Here is an 18,789-nt window from a genome sequence, read left to right on the forward strand (position 1 = left end):
AAATTTTAACGCCACTTTCCATTCTTCTCTATTTTGACTTTAAACTCACGGTAAACGTCGTCCCTTTGCCTTGTTTGCTATGAACAGAAATCGTTCCTTCATGTGCTTCGACAAGGTGTTTGACAATGGCAAGACCAAGCCCTGTACCGCCTGAGTTTCTACTTCTATCTTTATCAATTCGATAAAACCTCTCGAATATTCTTGGAATCTCACTCTTTTTCATACCGATCCCTGTATCTGCTACATCAAATTCATAGCTGTCTTTCCTCTGTCTTGCTGTGATCGTGACACTTCCTCCCTCTGGTGTATAGGTGAGGGCATTATTGATCAGGTTGAGGAAAATTTGTTTTAATCTCAGCGGATCTGCCATGACATAGACCGGCTCTTTCGGGACACGCACTTGTAGGTCAATGCCTTTTTCAGCAGCCTTTTGTTTTAGCAGTACTTCAATCTCTTGAATGATTTCTGTCGCATTGGCTTCTTGAATATTCAGCTTAAAATGCTGCTGTTCAATTTTCGAGAGATCAAGTAAGTCTTGGATGAGCGTTTCTAAACGAATACTCTCTTTTAGGATGATGGACAAAAATTGTGTCAGCGCTTCTTTATCGTCAATGGCACCATCCAGAAGTGTTTCAGAAAAGCCTTTAATTGACGTGATCGGTGTCTTTAATTCATGTGACACGTTAGCGACAAAGTCTTTTCGCATCTGTTCTAGCTGCTTTGTTTCTGTCACATCATGAAAGACAAGAACAATCCCTTTCCATTCATCGTCTGTACTTAAGATCGGGACACCATCGACTTGGAAATAACGGCGCTCGATGTCAACAGCGAGACGTAAAAACTTTCGGACCTTGGTTTCTGTCATGAAAATTTCGTCTATTAACTCAATAATCTCTTCATGGGTAAAGGCTTCATGATACAGCTTGTGCATGTAAATATGTTTTTGCACTTTGAATTGCTTGCGGAATGTTCGATTGACTAAGTGAATATAGCCCATTTTATCAATCAAAATAATCCCCGCTCCAATGTTTTCAATGACCGTTTGCAGACGATCTCGCTGCATTTCGCCAGCGCTTGTCATGTCTTGAAGACTTTCTGCCAGACGCTTCATTGATGTATTGAGTTCACTTGTTTCAATGATCAGCTCTTCATAGTTATTTGTATCATAGTTCCCTCGTTCAAGCTGTTTGGCCACCTTTGTGGCATAATCAATCGGCTTTACATACTTCATCGACATGCGATAGCCAAAAAAGACGATGATAATGATGGCCGAACCAAGACAAAAGGCTAATGCAAGCCAGAGCTGACCATCAATCTCATTCAAAGGCTGGAATGAAGCATGAAGAAATAAATATCCCGCCGGTTCGTTTTGTTTCATCATTGGGACTGCATAATGAAACAGCGCATCCTTCTCATCCTCAATGAACGTTCCTTTTGTTTGAAGCTGCTCACTTTTCAGTGTGTTTAAAATGACAGCCCTTTGTTCTGCTTGACCCGTTGTATGTATGATATTCCCCTTCACGTCCACAATCGACGCATTCATATCGAGATGCTGCTTTGCTTGATTGAGAATCTTCTTGTTTTGCTCCGCATTCAAATCTTCAACATTCATAGAAGAAAGGAGAAAACTCGATTCCTTTTCCATTCGTTCGGTTAATTTTGTTTCATAGAAAATATGAAACATATGATCCAAGAAAAGACCAAGCGCAACAAACACAATAAACAGGAGAAAAATGAGCCCAGAAAAAAGGCGGGTTCTCACTTTACTCATTTGGCTTTGGCTCCTCCAATTTGTAGCCTAAGCCTCGAATGGTTTTAATATATGTTGGTTTTTTCGTGTTCTTTTCAATTTTGTCCCGCAAGTGGCTGATATGCACATCCACAATACGAGTATCACCTGCAAAGTCATAATTCCAAACCGCACTTAACAATAGATCACGCGTCAGGACACGGCCTTTATGCTTAGCCAAATAAAGAAGCAGTTCAAATTCCTTTGGCGTGAGCTCTAGACGTTCTTCTTGGAAATAGACTTCGTAATGTTCAGGTAAAATGCGCAGGTCTCCAATTTTGATTTGGTCTGCAATGATCTCTTCCTTCTCTTCTTGCACGGGAGCCGGCTGAGATTGCTGTGCTCTTCTCAAAATGGCTTTTACCCGAGCACCCACTTCTCTAGGACTGAAAGGTTTTGTCATGTAATCATCGGCTCCAAGTTCAAGACCGAGCACCTTATCAAATTCATCGTCCTTTGCTGTCAGCATTAAAATAGGGAACATCATTTTTTGAATTCTCAGTTGTTTGCACACTTCAATGCCGTCCATTTTCGGAAGCATTAAATCAAGCACAATCAGATCAGGCTGTTCACTTGCTGCTTTTTCAAGCGCTTCTTCTCCGTCTCTTGCTGTGACGACATCGTAGCCCGCCCTTTCAAGGTTATAGCTTAGAAGTGTTACAATTGATTCTTCATCATCCACAACTAATATTTTTTTATTCATGTTGTGCCTCCAATTAGTGATTTCCCCTGCATCCGGTTTTTTGTATCTTATGTGAAAAGCGAGAAGTCATGCTTTCTCTTTCATTTTAACGAAAGCTTAACAAGAGAACAATTTAAAATTTCGACAAGATTGGCTTTGTAAACAAAAAGAAGACTCCTCATACGAGAAGCCTTCTTTTTTATTCATATTAAGACAATACTTTCATGACGTTCTTTACAGATTCAACAGAACGGTCAAGCTGACTTCTTTCTTCTTCTGTCAGCTCAAGCTCGATGATCTGCTCAAGGCCGTTTCCACCTACGATTGTTGGAACTCCAAGGTAAATGCCTTCGTAGCCATATTCACCTTCAAGGTATGCAATCGTCGGCATGACACGGCGTTGATCTTTTAAGATCGCCTCAACCATTTCAACGAGTGAAGCAGCAGGTGCATAATACGCACTACCGTTACCTAATAGGTTGACGATTTCACCGCCGCCTTTTCTTGTTCTTTCAACAATTGCATCAATTCGCTCTTTAGGAATTAATGTTTCCAGCGGGATACCGCCTGCATAAGAGTAACGTACAAGAGGAACCATGTCGTCCCCATGTCCGCCAAGAACAAAGCCCGTCACATCTTTCACAGATAGGTTTAATTCTTGAGCAACGAACGTACGGAAACGTGCTGTATCAAGAATTCCTGATTGTCCGATGACTTTTTCTTTTGGTAATCCTGATTCTTTATAAACTGCATATGTCATTGCATCAACAGGGTTTGTTAACACAACAATGATCGCTTCTGGAGAATATTTAACGATTTCACGTGTCACACTGCGCATGATTTTTTCATTTGTTGACACGAGGTCGTCACGGCTCATTCCCGGCTTTCTTGCAATTCCTGCCGTAATGACCACGACATCAGAACCGGCTGTATCTTCGTAGTTAGAAGTTCCTGTAATATTCGCATCGAAGCCTTGAACAGGGCTTGCTTCCAGCATGTCAAGTGCTTTCCCTTTTGTCGGGTTCTCAAGCTGAGGGATATCCACTAATACGACATCCGCTAATTCTTTTTGAGCTGTTAGAAATGCTGTAGTTGCTCCAGTAAAGCCTGCTCCGATGACAGATACTTTTTTACGCTTGTTTGCCATTTCCTTTTTCCCCTTTAACTTTAAAGTTTAAGAATCAAGACAAGTTTTTGATGAGCTCGTCAGCAAACTCAGAACATTTCACTTCTGTTGCACCATCCATTAATCTAGCAAAATCGTACGTGACGACTTTAGATGCAATTGTTTTTTCAACAGATTGAATCACTAGATCAGCAGCTTCTTGCCATCCAAGGTGCTCAAGTAAAAGCACGCCTGATAGAAGAACAGAAGATGGATTCACTTTATCAAGACCAGCATATTTCGGTGCTGTTCCGTGAGTCGCTTCAAAAATAGCGTGTCCTGTTTCGTAGTTGATATTTGCACCAGGTGCGATACCAATTCCACCAACTTGTGCTGCAAGTGCATCAGAGATGTAGTCTCCGTTTAAGTTCATTGTTGCGACAACATCGAACTCAGCTGGACGAGTTAAAATTTGTTGAAGGAAAATATCTGCAATGCTGTCTTTGACAATGATTTTGCCAGCAGCTTCTGCTTCACTTTGCGCTTTGTTTGCCGCATCTTTTCCATCTTGTTCTACAATACGATCATATTGTGCCCATGTAAAGACTTTGTCGCCAAACTCTTTTTCAGCCACTTCGTAGCCCCAGTTTTTGAAGGCTCCTTCTGTAAATTTCATGATGTTTCCTTTGTGAACAAGTGTCACAGATTTACGGCCTTGGTCAATCGCATATTGGATCGCTGCTCTGACAAGACGAGATGTTCCTTCTTCAGAAACTGGTTTGATTCCGATACCTGATGTTTCTGGGAAACGGATTTTATTCACACCTAATTCGTTTTTCAAGAAGTCGATTAACTTCTTCACTTCGTCTGATCCTTTTGCATACTCGATTCCTGCATAGATATCTTCAGTGTTTTCACGGAAGATGACCATGTCTGTGTCTTCTGGACGTTTCACAGGAGATGGTACACCTTTGAACCAGCGAACTGGACGTAAGCATGTGAATAAATCAAGCTCTTGTCTTAGTGCCACGTTCAATGAACGGATTCCTCCGCCAATTGGTGTTGTCAGTGGTCCTTTGATCGCGATTAAATATTCACGAATGTCTTCAAGTGTTTGCTCTGGAAGCCACTCGCCAGTTTTATTGTAAGCTTTTTCACCTGCATATACTTCTTTCCAAGTGATTTGCTTTTCACCTTTATATGCTTTTTCTACAGCTGCTTCAAGAACTCTTGATGCTGCTTTCCAAATGTCAGGACCGATTCCGTCCCCTTCGATAAACGGGATAATTGGATTATTTGGTACATTCAATACGCCGCCAGTAACTGTAATTTTTTCGCCTTGTGACAATGATATTACCTCCCAGGTTATGTAGTGAATATTTGAAACTTCCAAGCTTGATGTCTGCAAGCCAAGAAGTTTTTCACGTGATTCGTTTTTTGTTGATATGGAGGCTGATTGGTTTAGATGGATCAGCCTCCGCTATTCTATAAACATTAGTCTCTTTCACTGATCGGAACAAACGTTTGAAGATCAGGTCCAATATAGTCAGCTCTTGGACGGATCAGACGGTTGTTGTCATATTGCTCTAAAATGTGAGCAATCCATCCAGAGAATCGGCTGATCACGAAAATTGGTGTAAACAAGTCATGATCAATTCCAAGACTGTGATAGACAGAAGCAGAATAAAAATCAACATTTGGTGGAAGATTTTTCTCTGATGTCACGATTTCCTCTGCGCGTACAGACATTTCATACCATTTTGGCTCGCCTGTGAGATTTGTTAAGCGCTGGCTCATTTCTTTTAAATGTTTTGCACGCGGGTCACCCTGGCGGTAAACGCGGTGGCCAAAGCCCATAATTTTCTCTTTCTTCTCTAGCTTACCATGAATATAGGAATCTACGTTTTCAACTTCGCCAATTTCTGAGAGCATCTTCATTACGCCTTCATTCGCGCCGCCATGAAGTGGTCCTTTCAATGCGCCGATAGCGGCTGTTACACCAGAGTAGATATCTGATAGTGTAGCAACACATACACGTGCTGTAAATGTCGATGCGTTTAATTCGTGATCCGCATGTAGAATGAGCGCTTTATCAATCGCTTCAATTTCTACTGGTGAAGGCTCTTCGCCGTTTAGCATATATAAGAAGTTTGCAGCATAGCTGTATTCTTCTTTTGGCTGTACAGGCTCAAGTCCCTTTCGAATACGTGAGAATGCAGCGACAAGTCCAGAAATTTTCGCTTGTAAGCGAATGGCTTTTCTGTAATTTGCTTCTTTGTCCATAATCTCTGATTCGTCATCAAGTAAACCTAATAAGGATACCGCTGTACGAATCGCAGACATTGGATGAACCCCATCCAGCGAATAAGATTTAAAGTGCTCAATGATCTCTTGCGGAATATGAGCATTTTCATTGAGCTGCTGCTTTAACTCGCTTAGCTCATGCTCATTCGGCAGCTTTAAGTGCCATAACAGGTAGACAATTTCTTCGAAAGTCGCTTTTTCAGTTAAATCATCGATATTGTACCCTACATAAGTAAGAGTATCATCAATAATTGAGCTTACGGATGAAGTTGTTGCCACGATACCTTCAAGACCTCTTGTTGCTGTCATGTTCAATCTCCCCTTTTTAAAAAGATTCCCCTTCGTTGCAAAATTCTCGCTTTTTGAAAGCGCTATCCAACCAAAATAGGCTGGCAGGTTTAGAAAAGAAAATGCTTACATTTACCTATACGGTTAGAGCGCTTTTAGCCTCATATCTCGTGTTTGATCAATGAGTTCAAAATTAAGCCTATTCCCATTATAAACAATAATCAGACATTTGTTAAATGTTTAACTATAATTTTTTTTGATATTTTTTTTTCCAGCCTTCCGGTTCGGGCATGGAATAAAGGGATTTTGCTTCTTTTAATATATTTAATTATGTTTTTTTGCAAAAGCTCACGCCAGAAAAAAATCAAAAGAAAGTGGCATGAGCCACTCTCTTTTTAACCGCTGAAAAATTTCACTGCTTGCATCGCTAAATAGGCAATTCCAGCACCAATCAGCGGGCCAACAGCCACACCTTTGAATAAACTAACTGCCAAAATCGTACCGAATACAAGTGCTGCTGTGATATGCGGATCGTTTTCGAGTAGCACAATGCCGTTTTTTGCAATTAATGCTACTAATATACCCGCTCCAAGAGCTATCCAAGCATAGGAAGATTTCATCGCTTCTCCAAGCTGTTTAAATCCAATGTCCCCTGTTGCGATCGGTACAAGCACAGCGATCGTGATGACCGTCACACCCCAATTGATACCTTTTGATTGCAGAACCGGGAATATTTTTTGATCCAGGCCAATCAGCTTAATGGCAATCAGCACAGAGACCGCTAAAATTAAGGAATTGTTTTTTGCAATAAGTGCAATAACGAGTAAAAGAACCAAAAACAAATTTGCTTGAGTAAACATACGCCGCTCCTTTCTTTCTTTTTATTGCGACCTTTTCATATTACTAATCTTTTTGAATAAAATGAAGTATCGGACATGCTTGTTTTTTGGAGGGGATTGTGTGAATCACACTTATGTGGGCATTTTTTTGCGAAGTTTGATGATTTTCAGCATCGCCGTTTGTGCGGTTGTTTTTTTATATCAGTCTTTTCCGTTTTTATATCCATTTTGGATTGCATTTGCCGTGTCGTGTTTGATTCATCCAGCCGTATGCAAAATCGAAAACATGACCGGGATGCCAAGAGGTTTTGTTGTCATCATTGTGTTATTACTCTTTTTAGTGGCAGCAGCTGGATTCATGACACTTTTAGTGGCGGAAATCATTTCAGGAAGTGCTTATTTAGCAAAGGTCCTGCCAGGTCATCTTGATCAACTGATTGGGATCGTGGAACGTTTTTTCACAGATCAGATTTTGCCTTTATATCATGATTTGACTGCTCAATTTAATACACTTCAAGCAGGTCAAAAGGAATCGATTTTAGGACAAATCCAAGCACTTGGTGACGAAGCAGCGGCAAAAATCGGGACTTTCCTTTCAAAAACTCTTGAATTCATTCCAGCTTTTTTAGGTCTTTTGCCTGACGCAGCAGCGACGCTTTTATTTTCCGCACTAGCGACTTTTTTTATCACAAAAGATTGGTTTACGTTAAAAAAATATGGTTCTCGTATCTTTCCCGCCAAATGGATGCTTCATACACGTGCCATTTTATCTGAAATCAAAAAAGCCATTTCTGGCTTTATGAAGGCCCAGCTTCTCCTTGTTGCCATGACCATTGGGATCGTGCTGATTGGACTTTTCATCTTAAAGGTCGAGCATGCGATTGTGATTGCTCTATGTATTGGTCTAGTTGATTTACTTCCTTACATCGGGAGTGGCACCGTTTTTCTTCCGTGGATCATTTACTCCGCCATGACAGGAAATCTTTCACTCGCCATTGGACTAGGCATTTTGTATATTGTGGTACTCATTCAAAGACAAATATCAGAGCCAAAAGTCTTAAGTAAATCAATCGGTCTTAATCCTTTAGCAACACTTGTGGCGCTGTTTGTCGGGTTAAAATGCTTTGGTTTTCTTGGACTTGCACTCGGTCCCGCTTCTCTTGTCGTTTGGCAGGCGTTTCGTAATGCAGGGGTTTTCAGAGACCTTTATCAGTACATTCGGTATGGTGCGCAAAAATAAAAGAGACCTGATGCGAAGGTCTCTTTATCGTATAATCGTATAGCGTTTGCGATTGGACATGTTTCTAAGCCAGCGCTCAAAGAGCGGTTTGATCCGTTTTCTTGTCATGGGAATGAGCAGCACAGCCCCAATCAGATCAGAAAGGAATCCAGGTATGAGCAGCAGCAAACCACCGATCAGAATGCAGAAGCCATCGACAATGGTGGCCCCTGGCATTTTGCCATACTGTAAATCTCGCTGCACTTTCTGAAATGCTTCTATTCCTTGTTTTCTTGCAAAGTAAGCACCTAATGCGCTTGTTAGCACAATGAATAGCATCGTTGGTAAAATACCAATGATGTTACTTGAGATTAAAAATAAACTAATTTCCACTGCTGGGAACAGAATCAATAATAGTAGAAAATATTTTTTCAACCATATCACCTCATGGGGTCTCTTTCATCGAAAGCTGTTTACTTTTTTTAGTGTAACATAAAAAAAGAGAGGAGTCAGATAACTCCCCTCGTGTGTGATTTAAAGGACGCTTGCACGGCCTTTGTAGATCGCTCCGCGTGCTGGATCTACTGTAATCTCTTCGCCTTCTTTTAGAAGTGTTGTGGCACTGTCAAGACCGACAATGACTGGAATTCCAAGACTAAGTCCAACGACTGCTGCATGGCTTGTTAGACCGCCTTCTTCCGTGATAAGGGCAGACGCTTTTTCTAAAGCACCCATCATATCACGATCTGTGCAGTTTGCGACAAGAATCGCACCATCGTACATTTTTTCCTCTGCTTCTTTTCCGCTTTGTGCAATAACAACCGGTCCAAATGCAGATTTGCGGCCAATTCCTTGACCCTTCGCAATGATGTCACCGACAACATACACTTTCATTAAGTTCGTTGTACCAGCTTCTCCAACCGGCACACCAGCTGTAATGACAATCAAGTCGCCATGTCTTACATAGCCAGATTCAATAGATTTTTCTACTGCATTCTCTAGCATTTCATCAGTAGATGACGTATTTGATCCACTCTTCGCAAATACACCGAATACGAGAGATAGCTTTCTTGCTACTGATTCGTTTGCTGTGACTGCAACGATTGGTGCTTTAGGTCTATATTTTGAAATCATTCTTGCTGTATGACCACTCTCAGTAGGTGTCACAATCGCTGCCACATCAAGCTTCATAGCTGTGTGCGCAACAGATTGACCGATCGCATCTGTAATGCTGACCTCTACTTCTTCGCTTCTGCGAGAAAGGATTGCTTTATAGTTAAGTGCTTCCTCTGAACGTGAGGCAATGTTGTGCATCGTTTGCACAGCTTCAACTGGATATGTTCCTGCTGCTGTTTCACCAGATAGCATGATCGCATCTGTACCGTCAAAAATAGCATTTGCCACGTCACTTGCTTCCGCACGAGTTGGACGCGGGTTACGCTGCATGCTATCCAGCATTTGAGTTGCTGTGATGACAGGCTTGCCTAAACGGTTGCATTTTTTGATCAGCATTTTTTGAACAAGTGGTACTTCTTCTGCCGGAATCTCTACACCAAGATCTCCACGCGCGACCATCAGTCCATCTGATACCTCAAGGATTTCATCGATGTTATCAACGCCCTCTTGGTTTTCAATCTTCGGAATGATTTGAATGTCAGCTGCGTTGTTCTTTTCAAGTAGCTCACGAATTTCAAGAACATCAGAAGCTCGTCTCACAAAAGAAGCTGCGATGAAATCGACACCTTGTTCAATTCCAAACAGAATATCATTGGCATCCTTTTCTGTAATACCCGGCAAGTTCACACTCACACCTGGTACGTTGACACCTTTTTTGTTTTTCAGTGTGCCTGTATTCATTACTTTTGTGACGATTTCTTTTCGGTCCTTATTTAACTCTTTTACTTCTAGACCAATCAGACCATCATCTAATAAGATGGTTGAGCCCACTTCTACATCATGAATTAAATCTTCGTACGTCACACTGATTTTTTCAGTGTTTCCCACAATGTCTTCCATACTCACGATAAGATCAGCACCAGCAACTAACTCAATTGAGCCGTTTTCAACTGTGCGTGTACGAATCTCTGGACCTTTTGTATCAAGAAGGATCGCAATGTCCTTGCCTAAAGTTTTACCTGCTTTGCGAATGTTTTCAATACGTGCACCATGCTCTTCAAAATCTCCATGAGAGAAGTTTAGTCTGGCTACATTCATTCCTGCTTCAATCAATTCAGTCAGCTTTTCAATGCTTTCACTTGCTGGACCGATTGTACAAACGATTTTTGTCTTTCTCATTACTGTTCCTCCTAAGGTCTTCTCGTTTTATATAGAGAGCTCTTGTGAAAGTCGGTACATATTTTGATCGACTGTATGCTTTTTATCTAAGATGTCTAAAATATCGTGATGAACGAGTTCGTTGCTTTGAATACCTACACAGCGTCCGCCTCTTCCTTCAAGAAGAAGTTCTACTGCATACGCTCCTAGGCGACTTGCGAGCACTCGGTCAAACGCACTTGGAGAACCTCCACGTTGAATATGTCCTAAGACAGATACACGCGTTTCAAGGCTTGTCTCCTCTTCAATTCTCTTACCAAATTCGACACCGCTGCCTACGCCTTCTGCGACGATGATGATACTGTGCTTCTTGCCGCGCTCATGTCCTCTTCTCAATCTGGCAATAATTTCGTCCATGTCATAGTCTGCTTCAGGAATCAAAATCGATTCAGCTCCGCCTGCAAGACCTGACCAAAGGGCAATATCACCTGCATGTCTTCCCATTACTTCCACTACGTATGTACGTTCATGAGATGTGGCTGTATCACGAATTTTATCAATGGCATCAATGACTGTATTTAGTGCTGTATCAAAGCCAATAGTGAAATCAGTACCAGGAATGTCATTGTCAATCGTGCCAGGGACACCTACACATGGAAAACCGAGCTCTGTTAATTTCTTCGCTCCCATGAATGAGCCATCTCCACCGATGACAACAAGTCCTTCAATACCGAATTTTTTTAAGTTCTCAATCCCTTTTTCACGACCTTCAACTGTCTTGAATTCAGGACATCTTGCCGTGTAAAGTTTTGTTCCTCCACGATGAATGATATCGCCTACTGAACCTATTTCGAGTTTCTCAATTTTACCGTTAATTAGACCTGAATATCCATTATAAATACCGTAAACTTCTACATTATGGTAAATTGCTTTCCTTACAACTGCGCGCACAGCTGCATTCATTCCTGGGGAATCCCCACCGCTCGTTAAAACTCCTATACGCTTCATCTTTTTCACCTCAGAGACCATATATGAATTAAACATACCATTTCCACTGCTTGAAAACAATCATGAGCAAAACCGGATGTTTTCAATACGAATTTCTAAAACCGTACTTATTATACAATTAAATAAAATGTTTTTAAACAAAAGTTAAGAAAGTCATGAAAGCACTTTGTTCAAAAAACAGTTGATTCAATTGCTCTAAACCTTGTCAAATCAACGTTTTCAGACGTTTCAAATTTTATGAAAACAAAAGAAAATTATTTTCAAATAGCGCTTACATCAGATCGTTTTGATGAAAAAAGACGAAAAAAATAAACGCCAGCCAAAAGGCTGTACGTTTATTTAGTTTACCCCAATATATTGATTTTCAATCGATACTTTGCCGATTGCTTTGTATTTTTGATATCTTTGTTCGACTAATTCTTCAGGCGATTGTTTGAGCAAAGATGTAAGTGACTGTTTTAATGTTTTTTCAATGTAGGCTGCTTGTTGTTTCACGTCTCGGTGTGCTCCACCTTGCACTTCTTTAATAACATCATCTATAATATCTAATTCTTTTAGGTCTGGAGCAGTAATTTTCATTGATTCTGCAGCTTTTTTCGCAAGTGATGAGTCCTTCCAGAGCAGTGCTGCTGCACCTTCAGGTGAAATCACTGAATATGTTGAGTTCTCTAGCATAAATAGGTGGTTTCCTACGCCTAAGCCTAGTGCTCCGCCACTTCCGCCTTCTCCAATGACAATACAGACAACCGGTACACGAAGTCCTGCCATTTCGAAAAGGTTTTTCGCAATTGCTTCACTTTGCCCGCGTTCTTCAGCTGCTTTACCAGGATAAGCTCCTTTTGTATCAATAAAGCAAATGATTGGACGATTAAATTTATCTGCTTGTTTCATCAAGCGCAATGCTTTACGGTAACCTTCTGGATGCGGCATCCCGAAATTACGGCGCAAGTTTTCTTTTGTGTCTTTTCCTCGCTGATGACCAATGACTGTGACAGGAAGTCCTTTAAACGTAGCAATTCCTCCAACGATGGCTTCATCGTCGCCATAAAAACGGTCACCGTGACATTCGAAAAAGTTATCAAACAGCTCTTGAATGTAATCGAGAGTTGTTGGGCGCATCGCATGACGAGCAATTTGTACTCTGTCCCACGGCTTTAAATTTGTATAAATGTCTGTTTCAAGCTTACTCAGACGCGTTTCAAGGCGCTCAATTTCCGCACTTAAATCCATCTCTGAGTTTTGTGTGAACTTTTTCAATTCATCAATTTTCGCTCGAAGTTCAATGACAGGTTTTTCAAATTCTAGTTCTCCAGCCACTCTCGTTCACCTCCTGTGCTGTGTAATGCTAAGATTTGGCCTAATGTTTCTTTCATTTCTGCACGGTGAATCACAGCATCTAACTGACCATGCTTCATTAAAAATTCAGCCGTTTGGAAGTCCTCTGGTAGGTCTTCACGAATGGTTTGTTCAATGATTCTGCGACCAGCAAAACCAATTAATGCACCAGGCTCTGCAAAGTTGTAATCACCGAGAGACGCGAAACTAGCTGATACACCGCCAGTTGTCGGATTGGTCATCACAGAGATAATCAGACCTTGATCCTCGCTGAACAGCTTTAATGCTGAACTTGTTTTTGCCATCTGCATCAGACTAAGAATCCCCTCTTGCATTCTTGCTCCTCCAGATGCAGTGAAGATGATAAATGGCACCTTGTCCGCTTTTGCTTTCTCAATAGCTAATGTAATCTTTTCACCAACGACTGAGCCCATGCTGCCCATACGGAACGTGGCATCCATGACAGCAATGACAGCACTTTGACCTTTAATTTCACCTTTTCCTGTTACGATGGCTTCATTCAAAGATGTTTTTTCTCTGTCTTTCTGAAGCTTTTCTTCGTAGCCTGGGAAACCGAGCGGGTTCTCAGAAATGAGGTGACCGTTAAATTCTTCAAATGTGCCTTCGTCTACAAGGCTTTCAATACGTTGTTTTGCATTCATTTGCAAATGTCTGCCGCAATTCATGCAAACACGTAAATTTTTATCTAGTTCTTTGGTGAGCATTATTTTTTTACATTGCGGACATTTGGTCATGATGCCTTCAGGCACATCTTGACTTGCCTGTTCAGAGGGTACAGATGCATATTTTTTCTTTTTACTGAAAATATTCTTGATTGACAAATGACTACCTCCCTTTTTGAAGGGTTTTTTCTTTACACGCACATCCACTATTATAGGACATGTCATAACTGTACCGAAACTATTGTACTTTTTTTGTCAAACGCTGTCATCCTTCATTCAATTTTTTCAGTGGGGAATTGATGAGAAATGAGTATAGGTTTGGGGCGCTGAGTAGTTGGTATATGTGAATTGTGAACGTCTACAAAAAAATCTCATTTAGGATGAAAAAAATTTCGTGTAAGAGAGGAAATGGTGCACGTTTTTCCTCCAAATTTAGAAAGAACGTGCACACTTTTCCATTTCGATTACTCGCCGATAATCGTTAATTTTCTTGTTTTTTCTGCAACAGCTTCTGGGTCTACTTTAATTCTTGAAACGCCCGTTTCCATTGCTGCTTTTGCCACTGCTTTGGCTACTGCTGGCGCTACTCGTGCATCAAATGGTGCAGGGATAACGTATTCCGCTGACAATTCTTCATCTGATACAAGGGAAGCAATTGCTTCAACAGCTGCAATTTTCATTTCTTCGTTAATGTGTGTCGCACGTACATCAAGCGCTCCACGGAAAATACCAGGGAATGCAAGGACGTTGTTCACTTGGTTCGGGAAGTCAGAACGGCCAGTTCCTACAACACTTGCACCTGCTGCATGTGCATCTTCTGGCATGATCTCTGGGTTTGGATTCGCCATTGCGAAGATGACAGGATCTTTTGCCATTTTTCCAACCATTTCTTTAGTTAAAGCACCTGCTACTGAAACGCCGATAAAGACATCTGCGCCTTCAATCACTTCTTCTAAAGAACCTTCTTTACGATCTTGGTTCGTGAATTTAGCTACTTCATTTTTCACTGCATTCATACCATTCGGACGGCCTTCATAAATAGCGCCTTTTGTATCACACATGATGATATCACGTACACCGAAATGATAAAGAAGTTTGATAATCGCAATTCCTGCTGCTCCAGCGCCGTTTGCAACCACTTTAATTGAAGACATTGATTTTCCAGACAGCTTCAGTGCATTCACAAGTCCTGCCACTGTTACAATCGCTGTCCCGTGCTGATCATCGTGGAAAACAGGAATGTTTGTCTCTTTTTTCAAACGCTCTTCAATGATAAAGCAGTTTGGTGCTGCAATATCTTCAAGGTTCACGCCGCCAAACGTCGGCTCAAGAAGCTTCACTGTTTCAACGATTTTGTCTACATCGTTTGTTGCAAGTGCGATTGGGAATGCATCAACACCTGCAAAGCTTTTGAATAAGACAGCTTTTCCTTCCATTACTGGAAGAGATGCTTCTGCCCCAATGTTTCCAAGCCCTAACACAGCACTTCCGTCTGTGACAACAGCGACCATATTGCCTTTCATTGTATAATCATACACTTTGCTTGTGTCGTCATAAATATCTTTACATGGCTCTGCCACACCTGGTGAGTAAGCCAAGCTCAAGTCTTTCGCATTTTTCACTTGTACCTTTGATTTTGATTCGAGTTTGCCTTGATTCTCTTTGTGCATATGTAATGCTTCTTCTCTTAATGACATGTGATGAACACTCCTTCAAGTGGAAAATGATTTAATGAATTGCTAAGTTGATAAGCACATACTTGGCAGTTTAAATACACAGAATCTTTAAAATGATAACACAATAGGTGAAATTGTAAAACATATTCAGACGATTTGTCATCATTTAATCACAACGTTTTGTTCACCTAGCAGCTCTTTTAACTGGAAAATGACCGCATGATCTGCATGAACTTTGTATGCATCTGGAAGTCTCATCGTCTTTTTTTGCTTTTCATAATACAAATAGACATCTGCTTCTCCCCTGTGCATGGAGATTACTCGCTTCACTTGTTCTAGCAGCTCCTGCGTATGGTTCTCTTCTTTGACTCGAATGTAGACAGATTCTTTTCTTTTAGAGCCCATCTCTTCCAGTAGAACAGCTTCTTGTACGATGATTTGACTGCTCTCATTTCTGACATCTATTCTGCCTTCAACATAAAGCATTGCGCCCTCCTCAAGTAAGGGGGACAGCTTTCTAAATTGCTCTGGAAAGACGACACCTTCCATTTCTCCCGTTTCATCCCCGAATGTGACAAATGCCATCGATTGTCCATTTTTTGTCCGAATCGATTTCACCTTTGTCAAAAGACCACCCATTGAGATCTTTCGCTTTATATAGGAAGAAAGTCTGATGATTTCCACCGCACCATTCTCTCTTAAGCGATCTCGATACGCTTGCACAGGGTGATTTGATAAATATAACCCGAGTGCCTCTTTTTCAAATTGCAGGAGATCAACAAGCGGCAGTTCGTCTATCTCCGCATATTTTGGCTTAATGGAGAACGTTGTATCCCCAAGAAAGTCCAGTTGATCCTCAGGTGTTAAAAATGACACATGGTCTAACGCAATATCTATCGATGCTAATAACGAAGCACGATTTGGATGAAGCTCATCCATTGCCCCTGAGAAAATGAGGGCTTCAATCGTTTTTCGGTTGACACTCTTTGTTGATACCCTTGCGCAAAAATCAAATAAATCTTCAAATGGCCTTTCCTGTCTTGCTCTGTATATATCCTTTACAGCTGACACTCCGACATTTTTGATGGCTCTTAAGCTGTAGCGGATCTCCCCTTTTTCAACCGTGAATGGAAATTCGCTCTTATTAATAGAAGGCTTCAACACAGATATCCCTTTTTCCTTTGCCTCATAGAAATATTGAGCCACTTTGTCTTCATTTCCAATCACACTCGTTAAAAGACCGCACATAAAATATAACGGATAATGCGCTTTTAAATAAGCAAGCTGAAAGCCGATCATGCTATATGCAACAGCATGGCTTCTATTAAAACCATAGTTTGCAAATTTGACGATTAGGTCATAAACGTCATTTGCAATGTTAACAGGATACTCCTTTTTTAGGCATCCTTCAACAAAATGGCTTCGCTCTTCATCAAGCACCTTTTTATCTTTCTTTGAAACGGCTCTTCTTAGTAGATCGGCCTCGCCCAGCTTAAAGCCTGCCATCTTTGCTGCAATCAGCATGATTTGCTCCTGATAGACGATGACCCCATATGTATCCTTTAAGATGTCATACAAATCTGGATGCGGGTAGGAGACTTTCACTCTGCCATGCTTTCGGTCGATAAAGAGCGGGATATTCTCCATCGGACCCGGGCGGTATAAGGCATTGACAGCCACGATATCTTCTAGACTAGAAGGTTTCAGTCGTCTCAGCACCTGACGCATACCTTGTGATTCGAGCTGGAAAATCCCCGTTGTATCTCCCGCTGATAACAAATCAAACGTTTTCTGATCTTCATATGAAATGTCACTAAAGTTAATGTGGACGTTTTCCTGTCTTTCAATCTGGTTTTTAATGGATTCAATTAATGTTAAGTTTCTCAAACCTAAAAAATCCATTTTTAAAAGACCGAGATCTTCTAAATAATTCATCGCATATTGCGTCAAATACACTCCATCATGCCCTTCTTGAATAGGCACGACTTGTGTGAGCGGCTCCTCACTTAGGACAACGCCGGCTGCATGTGTTGACGTATGTCTTGGTAATCCTTCTACCTTTAAAGCGGTTTGAAACACTCTTTGCAGCTCTTCAGATTGCTGGAGCAGTGTTTTTAATTCTGAGGAGACTGTCACCGCTTCTTTCAGTGTCGTCCCTGGCTTTGATGGGATGAGCTTTGCAAGGCGGTCTGCTGCTTTTGAATCAATTCCCATCACACGTCCGACATCTCTTAAAGCTGCCTTTGCGGCAAGTGTTCCAAACGTGACAATTTGCGCCACATGCATATCCCCATATTTGTCTTTTACATATGAAATGATTTCATCTCTTCTCGTGTCAGGAAAATCGATATCTATATCTGGCATGCTGATGCGTTCAGGATTTAAAAAACGCTCAAATAAAAGCCCGTGACGGATCGGATCGACATCTGTAATAAACAGAACATACGCAACTAAAGAGCCTGCTGCTGATCCCCGGCCAGGACCTGTGACAATGCCATGATCATGAGCATACTTCATAAAATCCCACACAATGAGGAAATAATCACTGAAATTCATTTTTTGAATGATGCTCAGCTCATACTCAAGCCTTTTGATGTATGTGTCATTTGAAGCAATCTGTCTTCGTTTCATGCCTTCTTGGCACACTCTTCGTAAAAATTGATCAGCTGTTGATTGATCAGGCGTCGGATAGGTTGGCAGTTTCGTCTGGCCAAGATTTAAATCGACCTCGCAGCGGTTTGCAATCTCAACCGTTCTTGCCAGCAATTCTGGATCATCACCATACCACTTCATCATTTCTTCGATCGATCTGAAATGCTTGTCTCCTTGGTCTTCCTCAATTTCTGATAACTGCTGGCCTGCTTTAATGGCTTTTAAACATGTATATGCGGTTTTGTCCTCTTGATGGATATAGTGGACGTCACCTGTTGCCACAAGCGGGATGTTCGCCCTTTTTGAGAGTTCCCTGAGCTTATGAGACAGCTCTTCGTCCTGCTGAAACGGCTGAACGGCTAAATACACATGTTCCTCACCAAAAAGATCTTTTAAATGGCTGGCTGCATCCCTTGCTTCATCTAGCTGATCATGTTGCAGCAGCGTTTCAATATAGCCGGATACGCCTGGTGTGATGGCAATAAGGCCATGATGATAGGCTTTCAGCCATTTCTCTTTCAGGCCGGTTTTTGACTTTGATTTCAAGACACTGCTAATTTTGATCAAGTTTTGATAGCCTTCATTGTTTTTGGCAAGGAGGATCAAAGGATAAGCCTCTGTCTCTTGTTCATCTATGAAGACAGAAGCTGTTAAACCGATAATCGGTTTGATGCCATGTGTTTTACATTCCTTATAAAATTCAACCGTTCCATACATCACATGGTCATCGGTAAGAGCGAGCGCTTGATAGCCAAGTTCTTTCGCCTTTAATACGAGCTCCTTGACCTTCGCTGCACTGCTCAACAAGCTGTATCCACTGTGAACCTGAAGATGAACATAGGACATGCTTAATCCACTCCTTTCGTCTAAATTCATTCTTTCATTATAAATCGCGATGCGGTGAGAAACAAATGTTCTTTCTTTTCCGCTCGTTC

General features: G+C 41.3%; 14 protein-coding genes. 1 reads left to right on the forward strand and 13 read right to left on the reverse strand.

What is annotated here, in order from left to right; all coding sequences use genetic code 11:
• Positions 1 to 28 precede the first annotated feature (28 nt).
• The 6 genes from NSQ17_RS13630 to NSQ17_RS13655 all read right to left on the reverse strand — a co-directional run bounded on the left by NSQ17_RS13630 (position 29) and on the right by NSQ17_RS13655 (position 7,028).
• A complete protein-coding gene (locus NSQ17_RS13630; protein ID WP_017358268.1) occupies positions 29 to 1,771 on the reverse strand; it encodes an ATP-binding protein in 1,743 nt (580 codons plus the stop codon).
• The gene (locus tag NSQ17_RS13635; RefSeq protein WP_007501691.1) at positions 1,764 to 2,492 is read right to left on the reverse strand and encodes a response regulator transcription factor; all 729 of its coding nucleotides are present in this window, start codon (positions 2,490 to 2,492) and stop codon (positions 1,764 to 1,766) included. The genes NSQ17_RS13630 and NSQ17_RS13635 overlap by 8 nt, the downstream gene beginning before the upstream one ends.
• Before the next feature lie 187 nt (positions 2,493 to 2,679).
• A complete protein-coding gene (gene mdh, locus NSQ17_RS13640) occupies positions 2,680 to 3,618 on the reverse strand; it encodes a malate dehydrogenase (protein WP_007501693.1) in 939 nt (312 codons plus the stop codon).
• Between the two features lie 34 nt (positions 3,619 to 3,652).
• Positions 3,653 to 4,924 carry an NADP-dependent isocitrate dehydrogenase gene (gene icd, locus NSQ17_RS13645; RefSeq protein WP_024424789.1) on the reverse strand — a complete coding sequence of 424 codons (1,272 nt, stop codon included), beginning with the start codon at positions 4,922 to 4,924 and terminating at the stop codon, positions 3,653 to 3,655.
• Positions 4,925 to 5,070: 146 nt separating this feature from the next.
• Complete coding sequence (gene citZ, locus NSQ17_RS13650) at positions 5,071 to 6,189, reverse strand: citrate synthase (protein WP_160757459.1); 1,119 nt, start codon at positions 6,187 to 6,189, stop codon at positions 5,071 to 5,073.
• Between the two features lie 374 nt (positions 6,190 to 6,563).
• Positions 6,564 to 7,028: a DUF441 domain-containing protein gene (locus NSQ17_RS13655; RefSeq protein WP_007501699.1), complete on the reverse strand. Its 465-nt coding sequence runs from the start codon at positions 7,026 to 7,028 to the stop codon at positions 6,564 to 6,566.
• 100 nt (positions 7,029 to 7,128) lie between these two features.
• Between NSQ17_RS13655 and ytvI the strand changes: the two genes are divergently transcribed.
• On the forward strand, positions 7,129 to 8,247 hold the full coding sequence (gene ytvI, locus NSQ17_RS13660; RefSeq protein WP_024718659.1) for a sporulation integral membrane protein YtvI: 1,119 nt from the start codon (positions 7,129 to 7,131) through the stop codon (positions 8,245 to 8,247).
• A gap of 24 nt (positions 8,248 to 8,271) precedes the next feature.
• Here the strand turns inward: ytvI and NSQ17_RS13665 are convergent, their stop codons facing one another.
• The 7 genes from NSQ17_RS13665 to dnaE all read right to left on the reverse strand — a co-directional run bounded on the left by NSQ17_RS13665 (position 8,272) and on the right by dnaE (position 18,700).
• Positions 8,272 to 8,661: an FxsA family protein gene (locus NSQ17_RS13665; RefSeq protein ID WP_061419875.1), complete on the reverse strand. Its 390-nt coding sequence runs from the start codon at positions 8,659 to 8,661 to the stop codon at positions 8,272 to 8,274.
• 99 nt (positions 8,662 to 8,760) lie between these two features.
• The gene (pyk, locus tag NSQ17_RS13670; RefSeq protein ID WP_024718661.1) at positions 8,761 to 10,521 is read right to left on the reverse strand and encodes a pyruvate kinase; all 1,761 of its coding nucleotides are present in this window, start codon (positions 10,519 to 10,521) and stop codon (positions 8,761 to 8,763) included.
• Positions 10,522 to 10,548: 27 nt separating this feature from the next.
• Positions 10,549 to 11,508, reverse strand: coding sequence for a 6-phosphofructokinase (gene pfkA, locus NSQ17_RS13675; RefSeq protein WP_017358271.1), 960 nt, complete (start codon positions 11,506 to 11,508; stop codon positions 10,549 to 10,551).
• A gap of 339 nt (positions 11,509 to 11,847) precedes the next feature.
• A complete protein-coding gene (accA, locus tag NSQ17_RS13680; protein WP_008346075.1) occupies positions 11,848 to 12,825 on the reverse strand; it encodes an acetyl-CoA carboxylase carboxyl transferase subunit alpha in 978 nt (325 codons plus the stop codon).
• Positions 12,810 to 13,685, reverse strand: a complete 876-nt coding sequence (gene accD / locus NSQ17_RS13685; protein WP_008346077.1) for an acetyl-CoA carboxylase, carboxyltransferase subunit beta — start codon at positions 13,683 to 13,685, stop codon at positions 12,810 to 12,812. The genes accA and accD overlap by 16 nt, the downstream gene beginning before the upstream one ends.
• Positions 13,686 to 13,990: 305 nt before the next feature.
• Entirely contained in the window at positions 13,991 to 15,223 is a 1,233-nt protein-coding gene (locus NSQ17_RS13690) for a malic enzyme-like NAD(P)-binding protein (protein WP_007501712.1), read from the reverse strand.
• A 141-nt stretch (positions 15,224 to 15,364) separates the two neighbouring features.
• The gene (dnaE, locus tag NSQ17_RS13695) at positions 15,365 to 18,700 is read right to left on the reverse strand and encodes a DNA polymerase III subunit alpha (RefSeq protein ID WP_274660675.1); all 3,336 of its coding nucleotides are present in this window, start codon (positions 18,698 to 18,700) and stop codon (positions 15,365 to 15,367) included.
• Positions 18,701 to 18,789: the final 89 nt, after the last annotated feature.

The sequence above is a fragment of the Bacillus sp. FSL W8-0629 genome (genome assembly GCF_038593225.1).
GTDB classification, from domain to species: Bacteria; Bacillota; Bacilli; order Bacillales; family Bacillaceae; genus Bacillus; species Bacillus altitudinis.

Excerpts from the sequence above, each read along its gene's own strand:
- NSQ17_RS13690 (WP_007501712.1), bottom strand. The coding sequence starts at position 15,223 with ATGTCATTAAGAGAAGAAGCATTACATATGCACAAAGAGAATCAAGGC.
- pfkA (WP_017358271.1), bottom strand. The coding sequence starts at position 11,508 with ATGAAGCGTATAGGAGTTTTAACGAGCGGTGGGGATTCCCCAGGAATG.
- citZ (WP_160757459.1), bottom strand. The coding sequence starts at position 6,189 with ATGACAGCAACAAGAGGTCTTGAAGGTATCGTGGCAACAACTTCATCC.
- NSQ17_RS13630 (WP_017358268.1), bottom strand. The coding sequence starts at position 1,771 with ATGAGTAAAGTGAGAACCCGCCTTTTTTCTGGGCTCATTTTTCTCCTG.
- dnaE (WP_274660675.1), bottom strand. The coding sequence starts at position 18,700 with ATGTCCTATGTTCATCTTCAGGTTCACAGTGGATACAGCTTGTTGAGC.
- pyk (WP_024718661.1), bottom strand. The coding sequence starts at position 10,521 with ATGAGAAAGACAAAAATCGTTTGTACAATCGGTCCAGCAAGTGAAAGC.
- NSQ17_RS13655 (WP_007501699.1), bottom strand. The coding sequence starts at position 7,028 with ATGTTTACTCAAGCAAATTTGTTTTTGGTTCTTTTACTCGTTATTGCA.
- NSQ17_RS13635 (WP_007501691.1), bottom strand. The coding sequence starts at position 2,492 with ATGAATAAAAAAATATTAGTTGTGGATGATGAAGAATCAATTGTAACA.
- mdh (WP_007501693.1), bottom strand. The coding sequence starts at position 3,618 with ATGGCAAACAAGCGTAAAAAAGTATCTGTCATCGGAGCAGGCTTTACT.